General features: G+C 66.5%; 10 protein-coding genes. 2 read left to right on the forward strand and 8 right to left on the reverse strand.

Annotated elements, in window-relative coordinates:
- Nucleotides 1-23: 23 nt before the first annotated feature.
- Complete coding sequence (locus QN347_RS00560; RefSeq protein ID WP_322163984.1) at nt 24-2,132, forward strand: M3 family metallopeptidase; 2,109 nt, start codon at nt 24-26, stop codon at nt 2,130-2,132.
- A gap of 69 nt (nt 2,133-2,201) precedes the next feature.
- Here the strand turns inward: QN347_RS00560 and QN347_RS00565 are convergent, their stop codons facing one another.
- From QN347_RS00565 to QN347_RS00585, 5 genes are all read right to left on the reverse strand, one after another.
- The gene (locus QN347_RS00565) at nt 2,202-4,739 is read right to left on the reverse strand and encodes a beta-glucosidase family protein (RefSeq protein WP_322163983.1); all 2,538 of its coding nucleotides are present in this window, start codon (nt 4,737-4,739) and stop codon (nt 2,202-2,204) included.
- A gap of 37 nt (nt 4,740-4,776) precedes the next feature.
- The gene (locus tag QN347_RS00570; RefSeq protein ID WP_322164208.1) at nt 4,777-6,675 is read right to left on the reverse strand and encodes a glycoside hydrolase family 2 protein; all 1,899 of its coding nucleotides are present in this window, start codon (nt 6,673-6,675) and stop codon (nt 4,777-4,779) included.
- Nucleotides 6,676-6,682: 7 nt separating this feature from the next.
- Nucleotides 6,683-7,885 carry a mannonate dehydratase gene (gene uxuA, locus QN347_RS00575; RefSeq protein ID WP_322163982.1) on the reverse strand — a complete coding sequence of 401 codons (1,203 nt, stop codon included), beginning with the start codon at nt 7,883-7,885 and terminating at the stop codon, nt 6,683-6,685.
- 59 nt (nt 7,886-7,944) lie between these two features.
- The gene (locus tag QN347_RS00580) at nt 7,945-9,285 is read right to left on the reverse strand and encodes a dienelactone hydrolase (RefSeq protein ID WP_322163981.1); all 1,341 of its coding nucleotides are present in this window, start codon (nt 9,283-9,285) and stop codon (nt 7,945-7,947) included.
- Nucleotides 9,286-9,357: 72 nt separating this feature from the next.
- On the reverse strand, nt 9,358-11,658 hold the full coding sequence (locus QN347_RS00585; protein ID WP_323493943.1) for a TonB-dependent receptor: 2,301 nt from the start codon (nt 11,656-11,658) through the stop codon (nt 9,358-9,360).
- A 682-nt stretch (nt 11,659-12,340) separates the two neighbouring features.
- On the opposite strand from QN347_RS00585, the gene QN347_RS00590 reads away from it, so the two are divergent.
- Nucleotides 12,341-14,683: a TIM-barrel domain-containing protein gene (locus QN347_RS00590; protein ID WP_322163979.1), complete on the forward strand. Its 2,343-nt coding sequence runs from the start codon at nt 12,341-12,343 to the stop codon at nt 14,681-14,683.
- 373 nt (nt 14,684-15,056) lie between these two features.
- On the opposite strand, the gene QN347_RS00595 is transcribed toward QN347_RS00590, so the two are convergent.
- The 3 genes from QN347_RS00595 to QN347_RS00605 form a co-directional block, all read right to left on the reverse strand.
- Nucleotides 15,057-16,670 carry a M28 family peptidase gene (locus tag QN347_RS00595; RefSeq protein WP_322163978.1) on the reverse strand — a complete coding sequence of 538 codons (1,614 nt, stop codon included), beginning with the start codon at nt 16,668-16,670 and terminating at the stop codon, nt 15,057-15,059.
- A gap of 274 nt (nt 16,671-16,944) precedes the next feature.
- Entirely contained in the window at nt 16,945-17,343 is a 399-nt protein-coding gene (locus QN347_RS00600; RefSeq protein WP_322163977.1) for a hypothetical protein, read from the reverse strand.
- Between the two features lie 415 nt (nt 17,344-17,758).
- Nucleotides 17,759-18,667, reverse strand: coding sequence for a LysR family transcriptional regulator (locus QN347_RS00605; protein ID WP_322163975.1), 909 nt, complete (start codon nt 18,665-18,667; stop codon nt 17,759-17,761).
- Nucleotides 18,668-18,730 lie beyond the last annotated feature (63 nt).

The following is an 18,730-nucleotide window of genomic DNA, read 5'->3' on the forward strand; positions in this document are numbered from 1 at the left end:
GCCGCATCCCGAAAGGACTGAAGATGCGCCATGTTTTCCTGCTTGCTACCGTTGCCGCGGTGATCGGCTTCGCGCCCGCCCAGGCCGAAAATCCCTTCGCGCAGCGCAGCTCGCTGCCGTATCAGGCGCCGCCGTTCGACAAGATCCAGGACGGCGATTACCAGCCGGCGATCGAGCAGGGGATCGCCGAAAGCCTCGCCGAAGTGCGCGCCATCGCCGACAATCCCGCCGCGCCGACCTTCGACAACACGATCGTCGCGATGGAACGGCAGGGGCAGATGCTGGCGCGCGCGCAAGCTGCGTTCGGGCAAGTCGCGCAGGCAAACACCAATCCGACGCTGCAGGCCGCCCAAGCCGTCCTGGCACCCAAGCTCGCCGCCTATGGCGACACGATCTTCCTCGATCCCAAGCTGTTTGCCCGCGTCAAGAGTTTGTACGACCGCAAGGCGTCGCTCAAGCTGGATGCCGAGCAAGCGATGCTCGTCGAGGAATACTATACGAACTTCGTGCGCGCCGGCGCGCAATTGTCGGCGGCCGATCAAACTACGCTGCGCGATCTCAACAAGCAGATCTCGATGGCCGGCATCGCGTTTCGCCAGCGCTTGCTCGCGGGCACCAAGGCGGGGGCGCTGGTGGTCGACGATCCGGCCAAGCTCGCCGGGATGTCGGCGGGCGAGGTCCAGTCGGCAGCGCGCGACGCCGCCGAGCGCAAGCTGCCGGGCAAGTATCTCCTGCCGCTGCAGAACACGACCGGCCAGCCCGCGCTCGAGGCGCTAAGCGACCGCGCGACGCGCAAGGCGCTGTTCGACCAGAGCTGGACGCGCACGCAAAAGGGCGACGCCAACGACACGCGCGCCGCGATCCTCCAGCTGATCGCGCTGCGCACGCGCAAGGCCAATCTGCTCGGCTACAAGACCTGGGCGGATTATTCACTGGCGGAGCAGATGGCCAAGACCGCCGACACGGCGCGCGGCTTCCTCGATGCGCTCGATGCTCCGACCGCTGCGGCGCAGGCGGCGCAGGTCGGCGAGCTTCAGCAAGCGATCGATGCGGAGAAGGGGGGCTTCAAGCTCGAGCCGTGGGATTGGGAATTGTACGCCGAGAAGGTCCGCAAGGCGAAGTTCGACCTCGATCTCAACGAAACCAAGCCGTATCTCGAGATCTGGAACGTGCTCGAAAACGGAATCTTCTACGCCGCCAACCAGCTTTATGGGCTGACCTTCAAGCGGCGTAGCGACATTCCGACCTATCATCCCGACATTCGCGTCTACGAAGTGTTCGAGGAAAACGGCAAGCCGCTCGGGCTCGCCTATTTCGATTACTGGAAGCGCGACAACAAGTCGGGTGGCGCGTGGATGAACAGCTTCGTTCGGCAGGCGAAGATCTTCGGAACCAAGCCGGTTATCTCGAACACCGCCAATTTCACCAAGCCGGCGGCCGGCCAGCCGGGGCTGGTGACGTTCAGCGACGTGCGGACGATGTTCCACGAATTCGGCCACGGGTTGCACGGGCTGTTCGCGAACCAGACCTATCCGACGCTGTCGGGCACCGCGGTGGCGCGCGATTTCGTCGAATTCCCGTCGCAGTTCAACGAGCATTGGGCGCTCGAGCCGCGCGTGCTCGCGCATTACGCGCACCATTATCAGACCGGGGCGGCGATGCCGCAGGCGCTGGTCGACAAGATCAAGCGCGCCGAGACGTTCAACCAGGGCTACAGCTTCGGCGAGACGCTGGCGGCGGCGCAACTCGACATGGCGTGGCATTCGGTCCCGGCGACCGCGGTGCCGAGCGACGTCGATGCGTTCGAGGCCAAGGCGCTCGGCGCGACCGGGCTCGACGTGGCGCATGTGCCGCCGCGCTATCGCTCCAGCTATTTCGCGCACATCTGGGGCTCGGGCTATGCGGCGGGCTATTACGCCTATCTGTGGACCGACATGATCCAGCAGAATGTCTATGACTGGTTCGTCCAGCATGGCGGGATGACGCGCGCGAACGGACAGCGCATCCGCGACCTGGTGCTGTCGCGCGGCCATACCGAGGATTACTCGGTCATGTTCCGCGCGATGACGGGACACGACCCGCAAGTCGCGCCGCTGCTGCGCAAGCACGGCCTCGACCCGAAGACCCCCTAAGCGGCATCGCCGGCGGCCGGCGGCCGCCGGCGAGCGTCCGCCGACTTCCGAGCGGACACGCGCCGGGGCCTATCGAACGATCTGGCCCGCTTCGACGAGGCTGGCCGGCGACGCCGACGTGCCGACCCACACCCTGTAGCGACCCGACGGGATCACCCATCGATGCTCCGCGCTGTTCCAGACGCCGAGCGGATGATGGCTGGCGGCGGGATCGATCGTGATCGTCACGCTCTGCGTCGCGCCGGGCGCGACCGTGACGCGCCCGAACCCGACGAGGCGCTTCGGCGGCTGTTTGACGCCCAGCCGATCCGCACCCTCGGGGAGCGAGACATACGCCTGGACGACCTCGGACCCCGAACGCTGCCCGGTGTTCCTGACACTGAGCGAGACGCGGTAGCGGCCCGTCGCAGCGTCGGCGGTGAGTTTCGGTGCCGATGTGGCGAAGCGGGTGTAGGACAAGCCGTGGCCGAACGCGAACGCCACGCAGGGGTTCACCCCGCCGACCGGCGCGCATTTCCCGAGCGGATTGGCGTCGTACCAGCGATAGCCGACGGCGAGCTTCTCGCTATACTGAACGGCCTGGAACGCGCCGCCCGGATCGCGCACGCCGGGGAATTGATCGGCGGCGATGTCGTCGAGAAATCCCTTCCCCGCAACGGGGAAGGTAACCGGCAGCCGGCCGACCGGATCGACCCGGCCGAACAGCAGATCGGCGACGATGTTGCCGTCTTCCTGGCCGGGAAACCACGTTTCGAGGATCGCGGGGCCTTGGCTCCCGAGCAACGCCGGGTCCATCGCGACGCTGGCATTGTCCTTGAGCACGAGCACGGTCTTTGCCGGCATCGCGACGCCGGTGGTCGAGCGCGCAGCGAGGATCGCCTGCAGCATCGCCCCGGTCTGGCTCGACTTGGCGGTATTGCCCGCGGGATCGGTCGTGGCGATCGCGCTCGGCTTGGCGACGTACCAGTCGAGCGACAGGCCCGTCGCCGCCGCCGCCGCCAGCTGGTGCCCGTCCTTGTCGACGAAGGTCGCGCGATCGGCGCCTTCCTCGGCATTGGTGCCGGCCATCACGACCACCGAATCCGACGCGCCGATCGTCTCGAGCGCCTTGGCGAACGGGACCGAAACCCCGTCGATCGTCGCGCTCGCGTTGGCATCGTCGATCAGCACCAGCTTGACCACCGCGTCGCCGCGCCCGAGCTCGCGCAGCGCGGTGCGGATGCCGTCGAGCGGGGACACGGTATAGTCTGGCACCACGTCGGAGCTCCCGCCGCCCGCACCCATCGCCTTGCCAAGGATCGAGCCGCCGGCGATCGCTTGCTGCGCATAGGGTTGCGACGCCTTGCCGACGAGCGCGATGCTGCGCGCGGTCGGCGACAGCGGCAATGCGCCGTTATTCTGCAACAGCACCGCCGCGCGCGTGCCGATGGCCCGCGCGGCTTTCCCGCCCGCGACGAAATCGATCGGCGTCTGGACGAGCTTGCGGTCGAAGATCCCAGCCTTGAACATCTGCGTGTAGCGCCGTTCGAGCGCGGTATCGATCTGGCCGATCGCCAGGCTGTGCTGGCCGAGTGCGGCGCTGATCTTGTCGGGCGACCAATAGAGCGGCGTCGGCATTTCGTGATCGGTGCCTGCTTCGAGCGACGGCACCGTGTTCTTCAGCGCGAAGAAATCGGTCTGGACGTAGCCGCTGAAGTTCCAGTCGTCGCGCAGCACGCCGGTCAGCATCGCCTTGTTGGCGCACGCCTGCAGGCCGTTGAGATAATTGTACGAACACATGATCGCGGCGACCTTGCCGTCCTTCACGCTCATTTCGAACGGGAGCAGATACAGTTCGCGCAGGACTTGGTCGTCGACGGTCTCGCGGATCGTCATCCGGTTGGTTTCCTGCTCGTTGGCGACGAAATGCTTCGCCATCGCGATGATCCCGGCGGACTGTACCGCCTTGGTCTCGGCGACCGCCATCGTGCCCGAAAGATACGGATCCTCGCCGAAATATTCAAAGTTGCGGCCGAGGATCGGCAAGCGCGCGAGGTTCATCCCCGGCGCTTCGAAGACGTGCAGCGCAAGGTTGTTCATCTCGGTCGCGATTACGCCGCCAAAGTCGGCCGCGACGCGCGGGTCGAACGATGCCGCCACCGCCATGCCCGACGGGAGCGCGGTCGCATGCGCCGAGCTCGGGTGCGAATAGGGGAGAAAGAACGGCGCGCCCGGAACTGTGCGCGCCTTTTCGACGTCGCGCGAGACGCAGTCGTTCTGGCCGACCCCGACCGGGCCGTTGGTGATGCGAAAGGTCGGGATGGCGAGCGCGGCAATCCCCGTGACGTGGCGCGCGCCGAAGCATTCGGGGAGTTCGGGGAGGACCGACGGTTCGCTGCCGGTCAATTGCTGGAGCTTCTGCGCGAGCGTCATCGCCGCGACGAGCTGACGCGCACGCGACCGGGCGATCGCCTCCTTGGCCGCATCCGCGCGCGCGGCGGCTTGTTTTGCAACCGTGGCGCGCGCCATCCACGGGTGTGGTGTCGCAGCGTATGTCGGGCCGGGGAGGCCCAGCGCTAGCGCCGCCACTCCTGCGAAATGGGCGATGCGCGCGGTGCGGATGGTCATGCTCTGCTCTCCTGTAGGGCCGCTTCGCGCGGCCTCGTCACTTCGCGCGGGGTGTCGCCTTGGCGTCGTAATAGGTCGCCAGCACGCCGAACGCCTGCTTGCGCTCGCCCGTCTCCGAGATCAGCCCCTTGCGGTTCCAGCCTTGCTGGAAGTCGGGGTTTTGCCGACGCGGCGAGCGGAAATCCTTGAGGATCCACGGCGACATGCCGCGCAGCGTCGGTACGCGATCGGCCATCGCCAGCGTCGCGCGGTAGAAGTCGGCCTGGAATTCCTCGGAGAATTTCTGCGGCGCGGCACCGATGTCGTGGAAGCCGGCGCGGGCATCGGCGCCGAATTCGGAAAAGACCAGCGGCTTGCCGGCCGGCACGCGCCAGCTGATGCCGGGAACGTCGGCGAGCCGGTCGGGCGTGTACCAGCCGTTATAGGTGTTGATCGCGAGCACATCGAGCACGTCGGCGAGCGGATCGGCCATCGTCATCACCGGTCCGGTCGGGCCCTTCGAGCGTTCGACCAGCAGCGCCGCGCTGACGAGCCGCGTGTCGTCGAGCGCGCGTACGTCGCTGACGAGCGTGCGCAGGAAGGTGTTGCGCGCAGCGGTCACCGGGGTTTCGTTGGCGACGCTCCAGATCGCGATCGAGGCGCGGTTGCGGTCGCGCAGGATGTTTTCCGCCACCATGTTGCGCGCCGTCGCCAGCGTGTCGGGGTTGGACCAGGCGACGAGCCAGTAGACCGGCACTTCGCTCCACACGATCAGGCCCATCTCGTCGGCCATCCGCGTCATCACCTCGGAATGCGGATAGTGCGACAGCCGGACATAGTTGCCGTGCAACCCGTCCTTGATCTCGCCGAGCAGCGCACGTGCCGCCGCCTGGGTGATGGCGCGGGTCGGCTCGGTGCCGATCTCCTCCTCGTGGAGCGAGATGCCGCGCAGGAAGATCGGTTTGCCGTTGAGCAGGATGTCGGTGCCGCGGACTTCGATCGTGCGGAAGCCGATCCGATCGCGCCACGTGTCGGCCCCGGCGGCGATCGTCACGTCATAAAGCTGCGGGCGTTCGGGCGACCAGCGGATCAGCGCGCGCGGCGCGGCGACGGTCGCGCGCCAATCGCCCTTCGCATCGGTGCGGCCCGCCAGATCGAGCCCGAGCTTGGCGATGCGCAGATGGAGTGGCTGGTCGCCGGCCTGCGGACCACGCAGATGCGCCTCGACCGCCAGCTTGCCGTCGCGCGTCATGCGCACCCAGGCGTCGTCGACATAGGTGTCGGGCGTCGAGATCAGCCGCACGGCGCGCGTGATGCCGCCGTAATTCTCCCAATCGGTGACGGGCGGCGGCACGGTGGCCGCAGTTGCTTGGGAATCGACTCCGACGGTAATCTGGTTGTCGCCGTCGCGCAGCAGTCCGGTGACGTCGAACGCGAAGGGCGTGAAGCCGCCTTCATGGCGCCCGAGCGGCTTGCCGTTGAGATAGACGACGGTCGCATAATTGGCGGCGCCGAAGCGCAGGAAGCTGCGTCCCTTGCGCTGCGCCGGCGCGGGGAAGCTGCGCTGATACCACATCAGCCCCTGATAATGGCGCAGCTCGGGTGCCTCGGTGAGCCAGGACGAGGGCAGGGTGGTGACGGGCGAGTGCGGCAGGTCGAACTCGAACAGCGCGCGATTGTCGTCGCGCATCGCCTTGCCGACGTCGAGATCGAGATAGCGTTGCTGCGACAGCCCCGGCACTTCGCCGTGAAAGCCGGCCAGCCCCGAGCGGAACGGGTCGATCGAATAATGCCACGGCCCCGAGAGATCGACTCCGTCGCGCATGTCGGCCGAGGCGAGCAGTGGACTGTTCTTGACCGTCGCCAGCGTCAGCGGCTGCGGCGCAACCTCCTGCGCCGCGACCGGCGCCGCACCGACGAGCACCGCCGCCACCAAATACCGAATCTTGCGAGTCATCTGCACGTCAGCGTTCCTCTGTGGTGATCTGTGGATTTGCGGCGTCGGCGCGCGCGAAGGCGATGCCGCGTTCGAGCCCGCGCAATTCGGCGAGCCCGCGCATCCGGCCGAGCAGCGAATAGCCCGGGTTGGTGCGCTTGGTCAGATCGTCGAGCATCTGGTGCCCGTGATCGGGGCGCATCGGGATCGAGCGGCCGAGCCGTTGCTGCAGCCGGTGCACCGCGCCGACGATCGCCGCCATGTTGGCATCGCCTTCGAGATGCGGGGCTTCGTGGAAGGCACCACTTGGCTCGCGCTGGACCGATCGCAAATGGAGGAAGCCGATCCGGTCGCCGAGCCGATCGACCATGCCGGGCAGATCATTGTCCGCGCGAACCCCGAACGATCCCGCGCAGAAGCACAGCCCGTTGGCGCGGCTCGGCACGCGCGCGAACAGGTCGGCGACATCGGCCTCGGTGCTGACGGTGCGCGGCAGGCCGAAGATCGGGAAGGGCGGGTCGTCGGGATGGACGACCAGCTGCACGCCGACCTCTTCGGCGACGGGGCAGACGGCTTCGAGAAAGGCGATATGGTTGGCGCTTAACTGGTCAGGGCCGATCTCGGCATAGGTGTCGATCGCCGCGAGAAATTCAGCCTCGGTGAAGCTCTCCTCGCTGCCCGGCAGCCCGGCAACGATCGTCCGCGCCAGTGCGGTGCGCGCTGCGTCGTCCATCGCAGCGAAGCGGCGGGCTGCGGCCTCGACCAGCGCGGGCGCATAATCGCCCTCGGCACCGCGACGGCGCAGGATGTGGATGTCGTAGGTCGCGACCGCCTCGAGCTCGAAGCGCAGCGCGAGCGCGCCATCGGGCATTGCCCAGGCCAGATCGGTGCGAGTCCAGTCGAGCAGCGGCATGAAATTGTAGGTGACGACCGTGATCCCGCACGCCGCCAGATTGCGCAGACTCTCGCAATAGTGCGCGGTCAGGCGGTCGCAGTCGGGCCCGCGCGTCTTGATCGCCTCGTGCACCGGCACGCTCTCGACGACACTCCAGCCAAGCCCGGCTTGCTCGATCATCGTCTTGCGCGCGGCGATCGCGGCGCGCGGCCAGACGTCGCTATTCGCCACCTCGTGCAGCGCGGTCACCACTTCGCTTGCGCCGGCCTGGCGTATATCGCGGAGCGACACCGGATCCTTGGGGCCGAACCAGCGCATCGTCTGTGTCATCAACATGAAGGCACTAGCTCCCGAGCCGTTGCACCGATGTGCGGCGTGGCCCTCATCGTGTTTGCCTACCCTGCGGGTTTGAATTCGAAGCTCATGCCCGCCGCCTTGCTTGGCTGGAAACCCTTCCACAGCGTCGCGGCCGGCGGCCCGGGGCTGTATTCGGTGTGGCGGCCGGGCGTCAGGCCGGCCCAGACGCCATCGTTCGAATTGGGCACCAGCCCGTCGAGATAGCTGGCCTTAGCGGCGTCGTCCTTGACGTAGCGGTCGAGGAACGCGGTGATGAAATGCGCTTCGACCGCGAGCAGCCGATCCTTGCGCCACACCGCATCCTCGAACCAGTCCTTGTCCCAGAAGGTGCGCTGCATCGCCGGTGGCGCGGCGATCAACCCGATGCTGTGGCCGGCCTCGCGAAAGGTGAGGAGATAGCGCGGCGCGTGCACGGCATCGTCGAACAGCGTGCGCACGCCAGGCGCATAGCCGACGGTGCGGTCCTGGCTGCCGACGATGAACAGCGTCGGGGCCGTGAGCGCGCCGAGGCCGGGTTTGGCCCAGAGCGGCGTGCCACGGATCACGCTTGCCGGGGAAATCGCCACCACGGCTTTCAGGTTGGCGACCTTGAGCGTGTCGGCCGCGCGGGCACCCGCGACATACGGCGCGAGCACGCCGCGCGTGGCGGCCGCGAGCCCTGGATCGAGCGGTGCGCCCGCCGCGGTCAACACGCCGTAACCGCCCATCGAATAGCCGATCAGCGCGGTGCGCGTCGGGTCGGCGCTGGCGAACAGGCCTTGCCCGGCGGTCGCGCGCCGCTGCGCCTCGGCCGCGACGAAGGCGATGTCGAGCGGGCGCCGCGTGATCGGGCCGGCGGCGGCAGCCGCGGTGCGGATCGTGATCGAGGGATCGCGAAACGCCGGGGTGACGACGACATACCCCTTGCTCGCGAGGTTCTCGCCGAGCCAGGACAGCACTTCGGGGGTGTTGCTGTAGCCGTGCGCGAGGATGACGAGCGGGAAGCGGCCGGCGGCGGCCTGCGCGCCTGGGGTGGCGATGCCCGCAACGGTAAAGACGACGTCGCGGCCGTCTTCGCCCGGCAAGCCGGTGCGATAGCGCGTCCCGCGTCCGGCTGCTGCGGCGGGGTACCAGATTTTGAGCGGGAGATGCCGGTCAGCCACGGCTGGTGCAGGTGTGCCCGTCAGCGGATCGGCCTGTGCCGGTTGGACGAACTCCACGTCCGCGACCCCGACCGGATGCACGCCAAGCCGCGCGAGTTCGGGCGCATCGATGCCGGGCCGAGCTTGTGCGGTTTGCGCCGACGCCTCTCCGGCAGGTGCCCGTTGGGCCGGGGCGGCGCTGGTAAGGAGCGCCCCGGCGCCACACGCGGCGAGCGCGATCTTGAGGTTGTGCTGCATCATACGGTCCCTGATCAAGTTCGATGCCAGCAACGCGGGCGGGGGGCGGCAACGGCCGCTCCCCGCAGACCTTTAGAAGTTCAGCGCGAGCCGTACCCCGCCATAACGCCGGAAATCGCGTGGCAAAATCGCCTGCGTTGCCTGCGCACCACCGAAATTGCCCGCCGTGTTCACCAGTGCCGGGAAATATTGCTTGTCGAACAGATTGTTGACGAAGCCGACCAGTTCCCAGCGGCGGTTGGCATCGCGGATGCCGAGGCCGATGTTGAAGATGCTGTACGCCTTCTGGATCGTCTCGGGATCCTGCGACAGCGAGTAGTTGACCGTGCTGGTATATTGCCAGTTGATCTGCGCCACGCCGCGCAGCGTATCGCCGATCGCCGGCGAATAATCCGCCCCGGCCGACAGCTTCCATTCGGGCGCCTGCGCCGCGCGCGCGCCGGCCAGATTTTGGCGTGCCGGCGTGCCGGTGCAGCCCTGCGCCGCGGTCTGCCCGATATAGCATTGCGCGACCGGGAACGATTTGATCCGCGCATCGAGATAGGTCGCGGCGGCATTGATCGACACGTCGTGGCCGATCCGCGCCGTGCTCTCGACCTCGACACCGCGCGTGTTGAGCTTGCCGACATTGGCGAGGCGGAAATTCTGCGTGCCGTCGGGCAGCGTCTCGATGCCCTGTGCCTGGAGGTTGGTGAAGTTGGTATCGAACACCGTGGCGTTGAGCGTCACGCGGCGATTCAGGAACTGCGTCCGCAGGCCCAATTCGAAGTCGCGCGAGGTCTCGGGCTTGATCGGCCCGGCGAGCGCACGGTTTGCGTTGAAGCCGGTGGTCAGATCGTAGGTCTGGCCTTTGTACCCGGTCGAATAGGTCCCGAACACGCTCACGTCGGGCGTGAATTCGTAGCGCAGGCTGACGCGGTGCGTCTCGGCGGTATCTTCCGCACCGCCGCTGAAGAACGCGTTGCCGTTCTGGATGTCGCGGAAGGTGTAGTTGATCTTCTCGTTCTGGACACGCAGCCCGCCGGTCAGCGTCGCCTTGGGCAGGAATTCCCAATCGGCCTGGACGAAGCCCGCAAGCTGGCGCGAGGCCGACGTGGCGTACCAATTGGCGAGCGAGAAGGCCGGACCGCGATAGAACGGGCGGTTGAAGTCGACCTTCGCGAAATAGGCGCCGATCGTGTAGCGGAACGGCTTGTCGCCGGGCGACTGCAGCCGCAGTTCCTGCGTCACCAGCTTCGAATTGAACGTCCCGATCTGGACGTTGCTGCCGATCGGCACGGTCAGCGCGGTATCGTCCTGATCGAGGAAGTCGTTGAGCTGGAACTTGTCGTACGAGGTAATCGACACCAGCGTCAGATCGCCAAGCCCGAATTCGCCACGCAGATAGCCGCCATACCCTTCGTAATTGGTACGTGCGTTGTAATTGTTGCTGATCTTGTCGTTCTGCGTGCTGGGCGTGAAGCCTGGGAACACCACCGCTGGCGTCAGCCCCGCAGTGTTGCGGAACAGCGCGTTGGGCGCGACGCGGATGAAGGGACGACCGACGTCGGTCTTGCCGTTGAGATAGTTGGCCGACAGCGTGATGGCGATGTCGTCGCTCGGCTTCCAGCGCAGCTTGCCGCGCGTGTTGAACGTCCGCCGGCCATTGACGTCCTTGCCGTTGAAGACGTTACGGACGTTGCCGTCGTAGTAGTTGTAGCTGCCCGAAAAGACGTAGCCGAGCTCGGGGCTGATCGGCCCCGACAGGCTGAAATTGCCGCCATATTCCTGATCGCTCGTCACCAGCGCGTTGGCGCGGGCGTGGAAGGTGGGTGTCGGGTTGCGGGTGATGATATTGATCAGGCCAGCCGACGCCGCCTTGCCGTAAAGCGTGCTCTGCGGCCCACGCAGCACTTCGATCCGCTCGACATCGGGCAGATCGGAAAAGGCGCGTGCCTGGAACGCGAGCGGGACTTCGTCGACCAGCACGGCGACGCTCGGCTCGACGCCGATCCCGAACGCGAAGGTGCCAACGCCGCGCAGCGAGACATTGGCGTTGACCGGATGCTCGGCGGGGCGGACGACCAGTGACGGGGCGACTCGGCCAAGATCCTGGAACTCGCGTACGCCCGCCGCCTGGAGCTGCGCAGGCTGCAGAACCGAAACCGCGAGCGGCACGTCCTGCACGTTCTCGGCGCGTTTGTTGGCGGTGACGATGATGTCGGTTGCGCTGTCAGGGTCGGGTGCGACGGTACTGGTCGGGCCACCTGGGGCGCTTTGCGATGGTTGGGTTAGTGCGCCCGGCGCGGCGGTTTGTGCCAGAGCGGGCGTGGCCCCGACGAGCATTACAGCGATCAACGCGTTACGGCACACGGAATTGCACAGGATCGTCATGGTGTCCCCCCCAAATCGGACCGCAACTTCTTTGGTGTTTGCGGACCCGTTAGAAGCGAAAGCTATCAAATGGCCTGACCACATGCAAGGGGTTGCCAAGTATCATGGTATGTCCAGCTATGTGCATGCTTTATAGGCAAACTCAGGATTTTGTTGCCGTCGGAGACGATATTTTCCGATGGCGGCCTGGACAAATTTGAACAGACCAATTGTCGCGATTGCAGACTTTAGGCAGACGAGGGACACAACGACCGCCGAGTCGAGTGTCGGTTGCTTCATCGATTCTGGACGGTAGTCAGCGACTACCGAGCGGCTTTGGGACAATCTATTGGGGTGCGCCGAAAGGGCCGTTCGTCTCGTCCCGCGCGGAGCGAGCTGGCTAGGCAGTCGAAGAGGTGCCAGTCGGTGACCTCCATGCCCTCACCATGGCCTTGGCTGCGTTGGTGTGAGCGTGAGGTCGTGACTTGCGGTCTCGCCGTCGGTGGGGGGCACGCGCCGGGAGCACCCGATCAACGACCATCGAAGCGGTTGCCACCACCATTGGCACGCCGCAGATGGTCATCAGGGCTATGGTCGCATTGCACGGTCGTCGGTGTCGGCGAAGCGATGTAGTGTAGCGAACGCAACGGACTAAGCGGCGCACGTGCTTCGGCCTCGCGCAGCGACACAGGGGATCCGCGACATGGCAAGGATATCGGCACGCAAACGCGCACTCGCCAAATGGGCCGGCGGCGCCGTCATCGCCCTTATCCCGCTCGCTGCAGCGCAAGCCGGCCCGCTCGCCTCGATCGACCGTAACGGCAGTCGCGTCGCGATCGAACCCTATGCTCCCAACATCGTGCGCGTGACGATCGCGCTCGACCGCGATCTCGCCGAGGCCGCGCCCGGGCCTGGCCCGAATGCCACGCCCGACGCATCGGGCTGGAGCCACCGCGCCGACGCATCGGGCGACGTGTTCGCCTCGTCTGCGCTGTCGCTCACCGTCGATGCGCAGCCCTGGCCCAAGGCGCCGAGCCAGATGGAGCGCTATTTCGCGCCGTCGCTGCCGCCGGTGTCGATCAGCGTGAACGGCGCCGACGGACACCGCATCACGCAGATGACCGGGTGGGAAATGGCGCCGCACACCGTTGCGGGCGAAAAGACCTTCAAGATCGGCGCGAGCTTCGCCGCCCCGCTCGACGAGCATTATTACGGGCTCGGCCAGAACCAGGACGGCAAGCTCGACCTGCGCGGCCGCACGATCGACTGCCGCCACAATTACGATGCCCCCGCGGGCGAGACGGTGTGTGTGCCGTTCATGGTGACCAACAAGGGTTATGGCATCGTCTGGGACAATCCCTCGGCGACGACGGTGTCGCCCGGGCTGCACAACAGCACGCACTGGCAATCGGAGGTCGGCGAGCGCGTCTCGTTCTTCATCATCACTGGCGCAACCACCGACGCGCTCTATGCCGGTTATGCCAGGCTGACCGGCGAGACGCCGCTCCCGCCCAAGGCGGCGTTCGGGCTCATCCAGAGCAAGGCGCGCTACGAGAGCCAGGCCGAACTGCTCGCCGTGGCGGAGGGCTATCGCAGCCGCGGCTATCCGCTCGACGTGATGGTGCTCGACTGGTTCTACTGGACCCGGATGGGGCAGCTCGACATCGATCGCACCTTCTTCCCCGACCCCAAGGGGATGAACGCCAAGCTCAAGGGGCTCGGCCTGCGCAGCATCATCAGCGTGTGGCCGCGGTTCGAGAAGGAGTCGCGCTACTTCAACATGCTCGCCGCCAAGGGCTGGCTGCTGCACGATTCCGACGGCAGCGTCGTCGATGGGCTGCCGATCCGCTCGGATCGCGCGGGCGCTCTGCTCGACAGCACCAACACCGATGCGCGCGGCTGGTTCTGGGATCGCATCCGCGACAATATCGCCTCGCAGGGCTTCGACTGGTTCTGGCTCGACGAGACCGAGCCCGACCTCGTCCCCGACGGCCATCAGTTCGCGATCGGCTCGGGCGATCGCTATCACAATCTCTTCCCGCTCGTGCACACCGCCAGCGTCGCCGATGGATCGGCCAAGGACCGGCCCGATTTCCGCAACCTGATCCTGTGCCGCGCCGCCTATCTGGGCGCGCAGCGCAACGGCTGCCTGTTCTGGTCGTCGGACGTCCAGGCGACCTGGGAAGCACTCAGGCGCCAAGTGCCGACCGGGCTCAACTTCACCGCGTCGGGCCTTGCGTACTGGAGCAGCGACACGGGCGGGTGGCAGTATCCTAATGGCCCCAAGGCCGAGCACCCCGTGCTGCTCGATCCTGCCGGCGCGACCGCGATGTCGCCGAGCTATGCCGATTATCCCGAGCTGTTCGTGCGCTGGTTCGAGTACAACACCTTCACTCCGACGCTGCGCATCCACGGTCAGCGGCCCGGCACCGCGATCTGGGAGTATGGCAAGGCGGCCGAGCCGGTGCTCGCGCACTATCTGAAGCTGCGCTACGCGCTGGTGCCGTATCTCTATGCGATGGCGCACCACACCCATGAGAGCGGCGCGCCGTTCATGCGCGCCCTGTTCATGGATTTCCCGAACGACCCCAAGGTCACCGATATGGGCGACGAATATATGTTCGGTCCCGCCTTCCTCGTCGCACCCGTGACCGAGCAAGGCGCGACGAGCCGGTCGGTCTATCTGCCGACAGGCGCCGACTGGTACGATTACTGGACCAACGAGCGGCATACCGGCGGCCAGACGATCACCGCTGCCGCACCGATCGACACGATCCCGTTGTTCGTCCGCGCCGGATCGATCGTGCCGATGGGGGCGCAAGTCCCCAGCACCGCGACGCGCCAGCCGCTCGAGAGCATCTGCGTCTATCCCGGGCGCTCGACCAGCTTCACGCTGTACGACGATGACGGCGTGAGCAACGCCTATCGCAAGGGCGGCGGCACCGCGACGTTGCGCTGGGACGATGCCGCCGGCCGGCTGACCGCCTCGGGCAAGCTGCCGAGCGGGCAGGATCTGGGCATGCTGGTCAAGGTGATCGGGCGCTAACGTCCGGAGCCCGCTTTCAATCGCATGCGCCATCCCATGGTCGTGGCGGCGGTGCGACGCCGTGCCTGAGGGGGCCCGCTGGACGAGAATGAGGCGGGGGACCGCACCGGTCGGCTGGGTCGATCCGGCGGACCTGCGGGCGCCTGCGCGGATTGCGGCGCTTGCGCGACACGTCGTGCTGCAGGGGCTGACGGCAGCACCGGCCCGAGCTGGACCGGGGCGTTGGGATCGGCGCCTGCGGGCGCTATGCCACGATGGTGCCGCTCGACACCAAGGATAGTGTGCCGATAACGATCGAGCCAATGACGCGCGGTTGCGCGATCTGAAGGTCGGGCGTGGCTACCCGGTCAGGCCTTGCCGATCGGTGCCCGGCTTATCGACCCGCCTTCCGGTCGGCGTCCGTCGCGGCACGAAGCGCTCCATATTCGGCACCGGTGTTCCATGTCGGCCAGGCGGATGCATTCGCAACCTCGAGGCCGAGATCATAGGCGACGGTCGCCTCCTGGACGGTGCCCGCAAAGCTCCATGCCGGATCAAACGCGTCGCTCGGCTGGTGATAGCGCTTTGCATTGTAGTCGGCCACGATCGCTGCGCCCGTCGCCAGGCCACCGTTGACGAGATCGCGACCGGCACGGAAGGTGACGGCGGGCACGCCCCGCCGGGCGAAGGAAAATTGGTCGGATCGGAAGTACCAGCCGGCCTCGATCGCAGGTTCGTCGATGACGCTGAGCGCCTGGGCCCCGGCAATGCGGCGCAGATCGGCTTCGAGCGAAACGCGGCCACCGCCGATCAGCTCGATGTCCTTTGCCGCAGGCAGCACCACGTGCGGATCGAGGTTGATAACCGCCGCGGTGGTGGCGAGGGGATAGACCGGATGCGCGGCGTAATACTCGGACCCCAGCAGCCCCTTCTCTTCCGCGGTCCAGGCCGCAAAGACCACGCTACGCGCCGGCCGTGGCCCGCGCGCGAAAGCGCGGGCGACCTCGATCAACTCGGCTGTGCCCGTCGCATTGTCGACGGCGCCGTTTCGGATGCCGTCGCCCGCGACCGGGCCGTTCTGCCCGTTTGCGTCCCAATGCGCACCGTAGAGGACGGTTTCGTCCGGCCGACGTGTCCCGCGCACTCTACCGATGACATTATGGCTGACGATCGGCGTCGCCTTCAGGCTGCCCTGTGCTGCCACGCTGCCGTCGCCGAGCGGGAAGGCGCGGAACCTTGGGTCGCGCGCGCGTGCCTTGAGGGTCGCCAGATCGAGCCCTGCGTGGCTGAGCATCAAGGCAGCGACATCGCCGCGCAGCCAGCCCGACAGCATGAAACCGGGTGAGGGCGGGAGCGGTGCGATGACCATTGCCGGCAAAGCGTCGCCGCTTGCCACTTGCAGGAACGGATAGCTGGCGGCCGCATCCTCGTGGATCACGAGGACGCCGGCAGCGCCCGCCTTGGCAGCGGCTGCGAATTTCTCGCCCACGCGTCCTTCGAAGGCGAGCCGACGACCTTCGAAGCCGAGATCGCGGCCCGCCTCAAAGTCGGGGTCATTGGCCAAGACGACGGCGATCTTGCCGCGCATGTCGATGCCGGCATAGGCGTCCCAGCCGAGCTTTGCGTTGACGACCCCGTAGCCCGCGAACACCAGCGGCGCATGTGCGAGCGTCGTGTCGCCAGGGTTGCGGAGCGACAAGGTCGCATCGTGACCGAGCGCCAGAGACCGGTGCCATTTCCCGACCGTCAGCGCGAGCGTCGCCCCGGCTTGTCGATCTAGCCGGATGAGCGGCACGTCCTGATACCAGCCGCCATGCTCACCCGCAGGTTCCAGTCCGGCTGCGGCAAATTGTCGGGCGATGTGGTCGATCGTCTTGTCTTCGCCAGCCTCGCCCGGTCCGCGACCCAGGAACGCATCGGACGACAGGGTCCGGACATCGGCTTTGATCCGGTCGGCCGAGATCGGGGTGACGACAGCGGCGGCGAGAGCGACGAGCGGTATGAGCATGCTGGCATCTTGGGATGAGCCATGCCGTCCTGGCAACCATCATTCGATCGGCCATGCTGCGATCGGCTCGCCGAAACCCTTTTCGGCGCAAGTGCGCCGGGTCATTTAATCGCGCGGGGGACGCATCATCCGCACCTTTGAGGGCTCCGGCGCTCGCGTACTCCGCTCCATTTCGCGGGATGGGCCGATCAGATTGGCGAGCGCGGGGACGATCGGTGCGATACCGGCCATACCGAAAGCGCGGCCGGTCGTGCGACCGGCCGCGCTGTAGCGATCAGCAACCGTTGCGATAGTTTTGCGAACGATCGTGCTTCTGGTCGAGGCTCTTGCCGAGCAGGCCGCCACCAACCGCGCCGAGGATCGTGCCAAGCGTCCCGCCGCCGAGCACCGAACCCAGCACCGCACCGCCAGCGCCCCCGGCGATCAGGCCGGTCGTGCCGCTCGACCGGCGGCAATCCTGGTAATTGCGGCGCGCATAGCTGCGATACACCCGGCCGTCGGTATAGCCGCCGGTATCGCTGCGCTGATATTGCGCGCGGTCGTAATCGTAATTGCGCTCGTATTGCGCACGATCATTGTAGCCGTAGCGCTGCGCCTGTGCTGGTGCTGCAACGGCCATCGGCAGGATCGCGGCAGCCGCAAGGGCGGTGAGGGCGATCTTTTGCTTCAACATCGTACGTCTCCTTTCAAGTGATGAAGACGGTCTAGTGAGTCGCGCCCGAACCAATCCTGAACTCGCTTTGCAACGTCTGTTCATCTCGAAGATGAGCGAGCTCCAGCGCCGATGCCTCGCGGCCTCGAATGCGCTGGACTCTATTCCGGGAGAGGCGCCGAGCGTCGGGCAAGTACGGACACAGCGCCGCGTTGGCGCGCAGCCCCACCGACGGATCGGGCGATCGGTCAGCACCCGCGCGGTGTGCGTCGACGATGGCGTCGCCGCGCCCCTGTGGCACGGGATTGAGCGTCAAATACTGATCGTCGCGGGCAGCGCCGGCGTCCGCGCTTTCGCTGCCCGTTTGTAGCGGGTGGCTGCCGTCTCGACGTTCGTGGTCCAACCCAAGGCAACGAAACCGCAGCGGCGAGGTCGCTCAGTCGATCCGCGCCGCCTGCGCGCGGATCTGCTCGATCAGCCAGCGGACGCCCGGATCGGCCACACGAGTCTCGTGGATCTGCACCAGTTCGCGGAGCGGCTCGAACGCGAAGGGCAGGGGTCGATATTGGATATCGAAGCTCTTGGCCGAGATCCGCGCCAGCCGCTCGTGCATCAGGCTCAGCCGCGTCGTGCCGACCAGAAGGTACGGCACGACCGAGAACGATGCCGTCGACACTTCGATCACCCGCCGGTGCGCCAGCAGATCGAGCCGCCGGTCGCCGACGGTATAGCCGCGCGGTCCGCCGATCGACACGGAGACATGACCGTAGCGGAACACATCCTCGGTCGTGATGTCGCCCGTGAAGATCGGGTGCTGTCCCCACCCGGCGACGACATAGGTCTCTTCACACAAGGGTTCGGTCGGAATACCCGCCACCGCGAATTCGACCGGCGTGATCAGCAAGTCGATCTCGGCATGGCGCAAGTGTTCGCCAGCGGTCTCGGACACCTGGATGAAGCTGAAGCGCAAATGCGGCGCGCGCGTTGCGAGATCTTCGAGCAGCGGTGCCATCACCGAGGCCAGGATATAATCGGAAACCATCAGGCGAAACAGGCGATCGGCCGTCGCCGGGTCGAACTGCGCCGACGTCGTGATGACGCCTTCGGCCTCGCGCAGGCATTGCCGGATCTTGGGAAGCAGCATTTCGGCAAAGGGAGTCGGATACATCCGTCGTCCCTTCACCAGCAGCAACGGGTCGCCGAAATAGTCGCGCAACCGCGCCAGCGCGGCGCTGGCGGCAGGCTGGCTGAGCCCCAGCCGCTCGCCCGCCAGCGCGGTATTGTGCGTTTCCATCAACGCCTCGAACGCGACGAAAAGGTTGAGATCGAGACCCTTGAACCGCACTTTGCATCCTCTCCTGATCTGCAGACGACAAATCGTACAAATCGTTTGCGAGAAAAACAATCA

The sequence above is a fragment of the Sphingomonas sp. 10B4 genome (assembly GCF_035019905.1).
Taxonomy (GTDB): domain Bacteria; phylum Pseudomonadota; class Alphaproteobacteria; order Sphingomonadales; family Sphingomonadaceae; genus Sphingomonas; species Sphingomonas glacialis.

Bases quoted from the DNA above. Each gene is read 5' to 3' on its own strand.
- QN347_RS00560 (WP_322163984.1), top strand. From the start codon at position 24: ATGCGCCATGTTTTCCTGCTTGCTACCGTTGCCGCGGTGATCGGCTTC.
- QN347_RS00565 (WP_322163983.1), bottom strand. From the start codon at position 4,739: ATGACCATCCGCACCGCGCGCATCGCCCATTTCGCAGGAGTGGCGGCG.
- QN347_RS00570 (WP_322164208.1), bottom strand. From the start codon at position 6,675: ATGACTCGCAAGATTCGGTATTTGGTGGCGGCGGTGCTCGTCGGTGCG.
- uxuA (WP_322163982.1), bottom strand. From the start codon at position 7,885: ATGTTGATGACACAGACGATGCGCTGGTTCGGCCCCAAGGATCCGGTG.
- QN347_RS00580 (WP_322163981.1), bottom strand. From the start codon at position 9,285: ATGCAGCACAACCTCAAGATCGCGCTCGCCGCGTGTGGCGCCGGGGCG.
- QN347_RS00585 (WP_323493943.1), bottom strand. From the start codon at position 11,658: ATGACGATCCTGTGCAATTCCGTGTGCCGTAACGCGTTGATCGCTGTA.
- QN347_RS00590 (WP_322163979.1), top strand. From the start codon at position 12,341: ATGGCAAGGATATCGGCACGCAAACGCGCACTCGCCAAATGGGCCGGC.
- QN347_RS00595 (WP_322163978.1), bottom strand. From the start codon at position 16,670: ATGCTCATACCGCTCGTCGCTCTCGCCGCCGCTGTCGTCACCCCGATC.
- QN347_RS00600 (WP_322163977.1), bottom strand. From the start codon at position 17,343: ATGTTGAAGCAAAAGATCGCCCTCACCGCCCTTGCGGCTGCCGCGATC.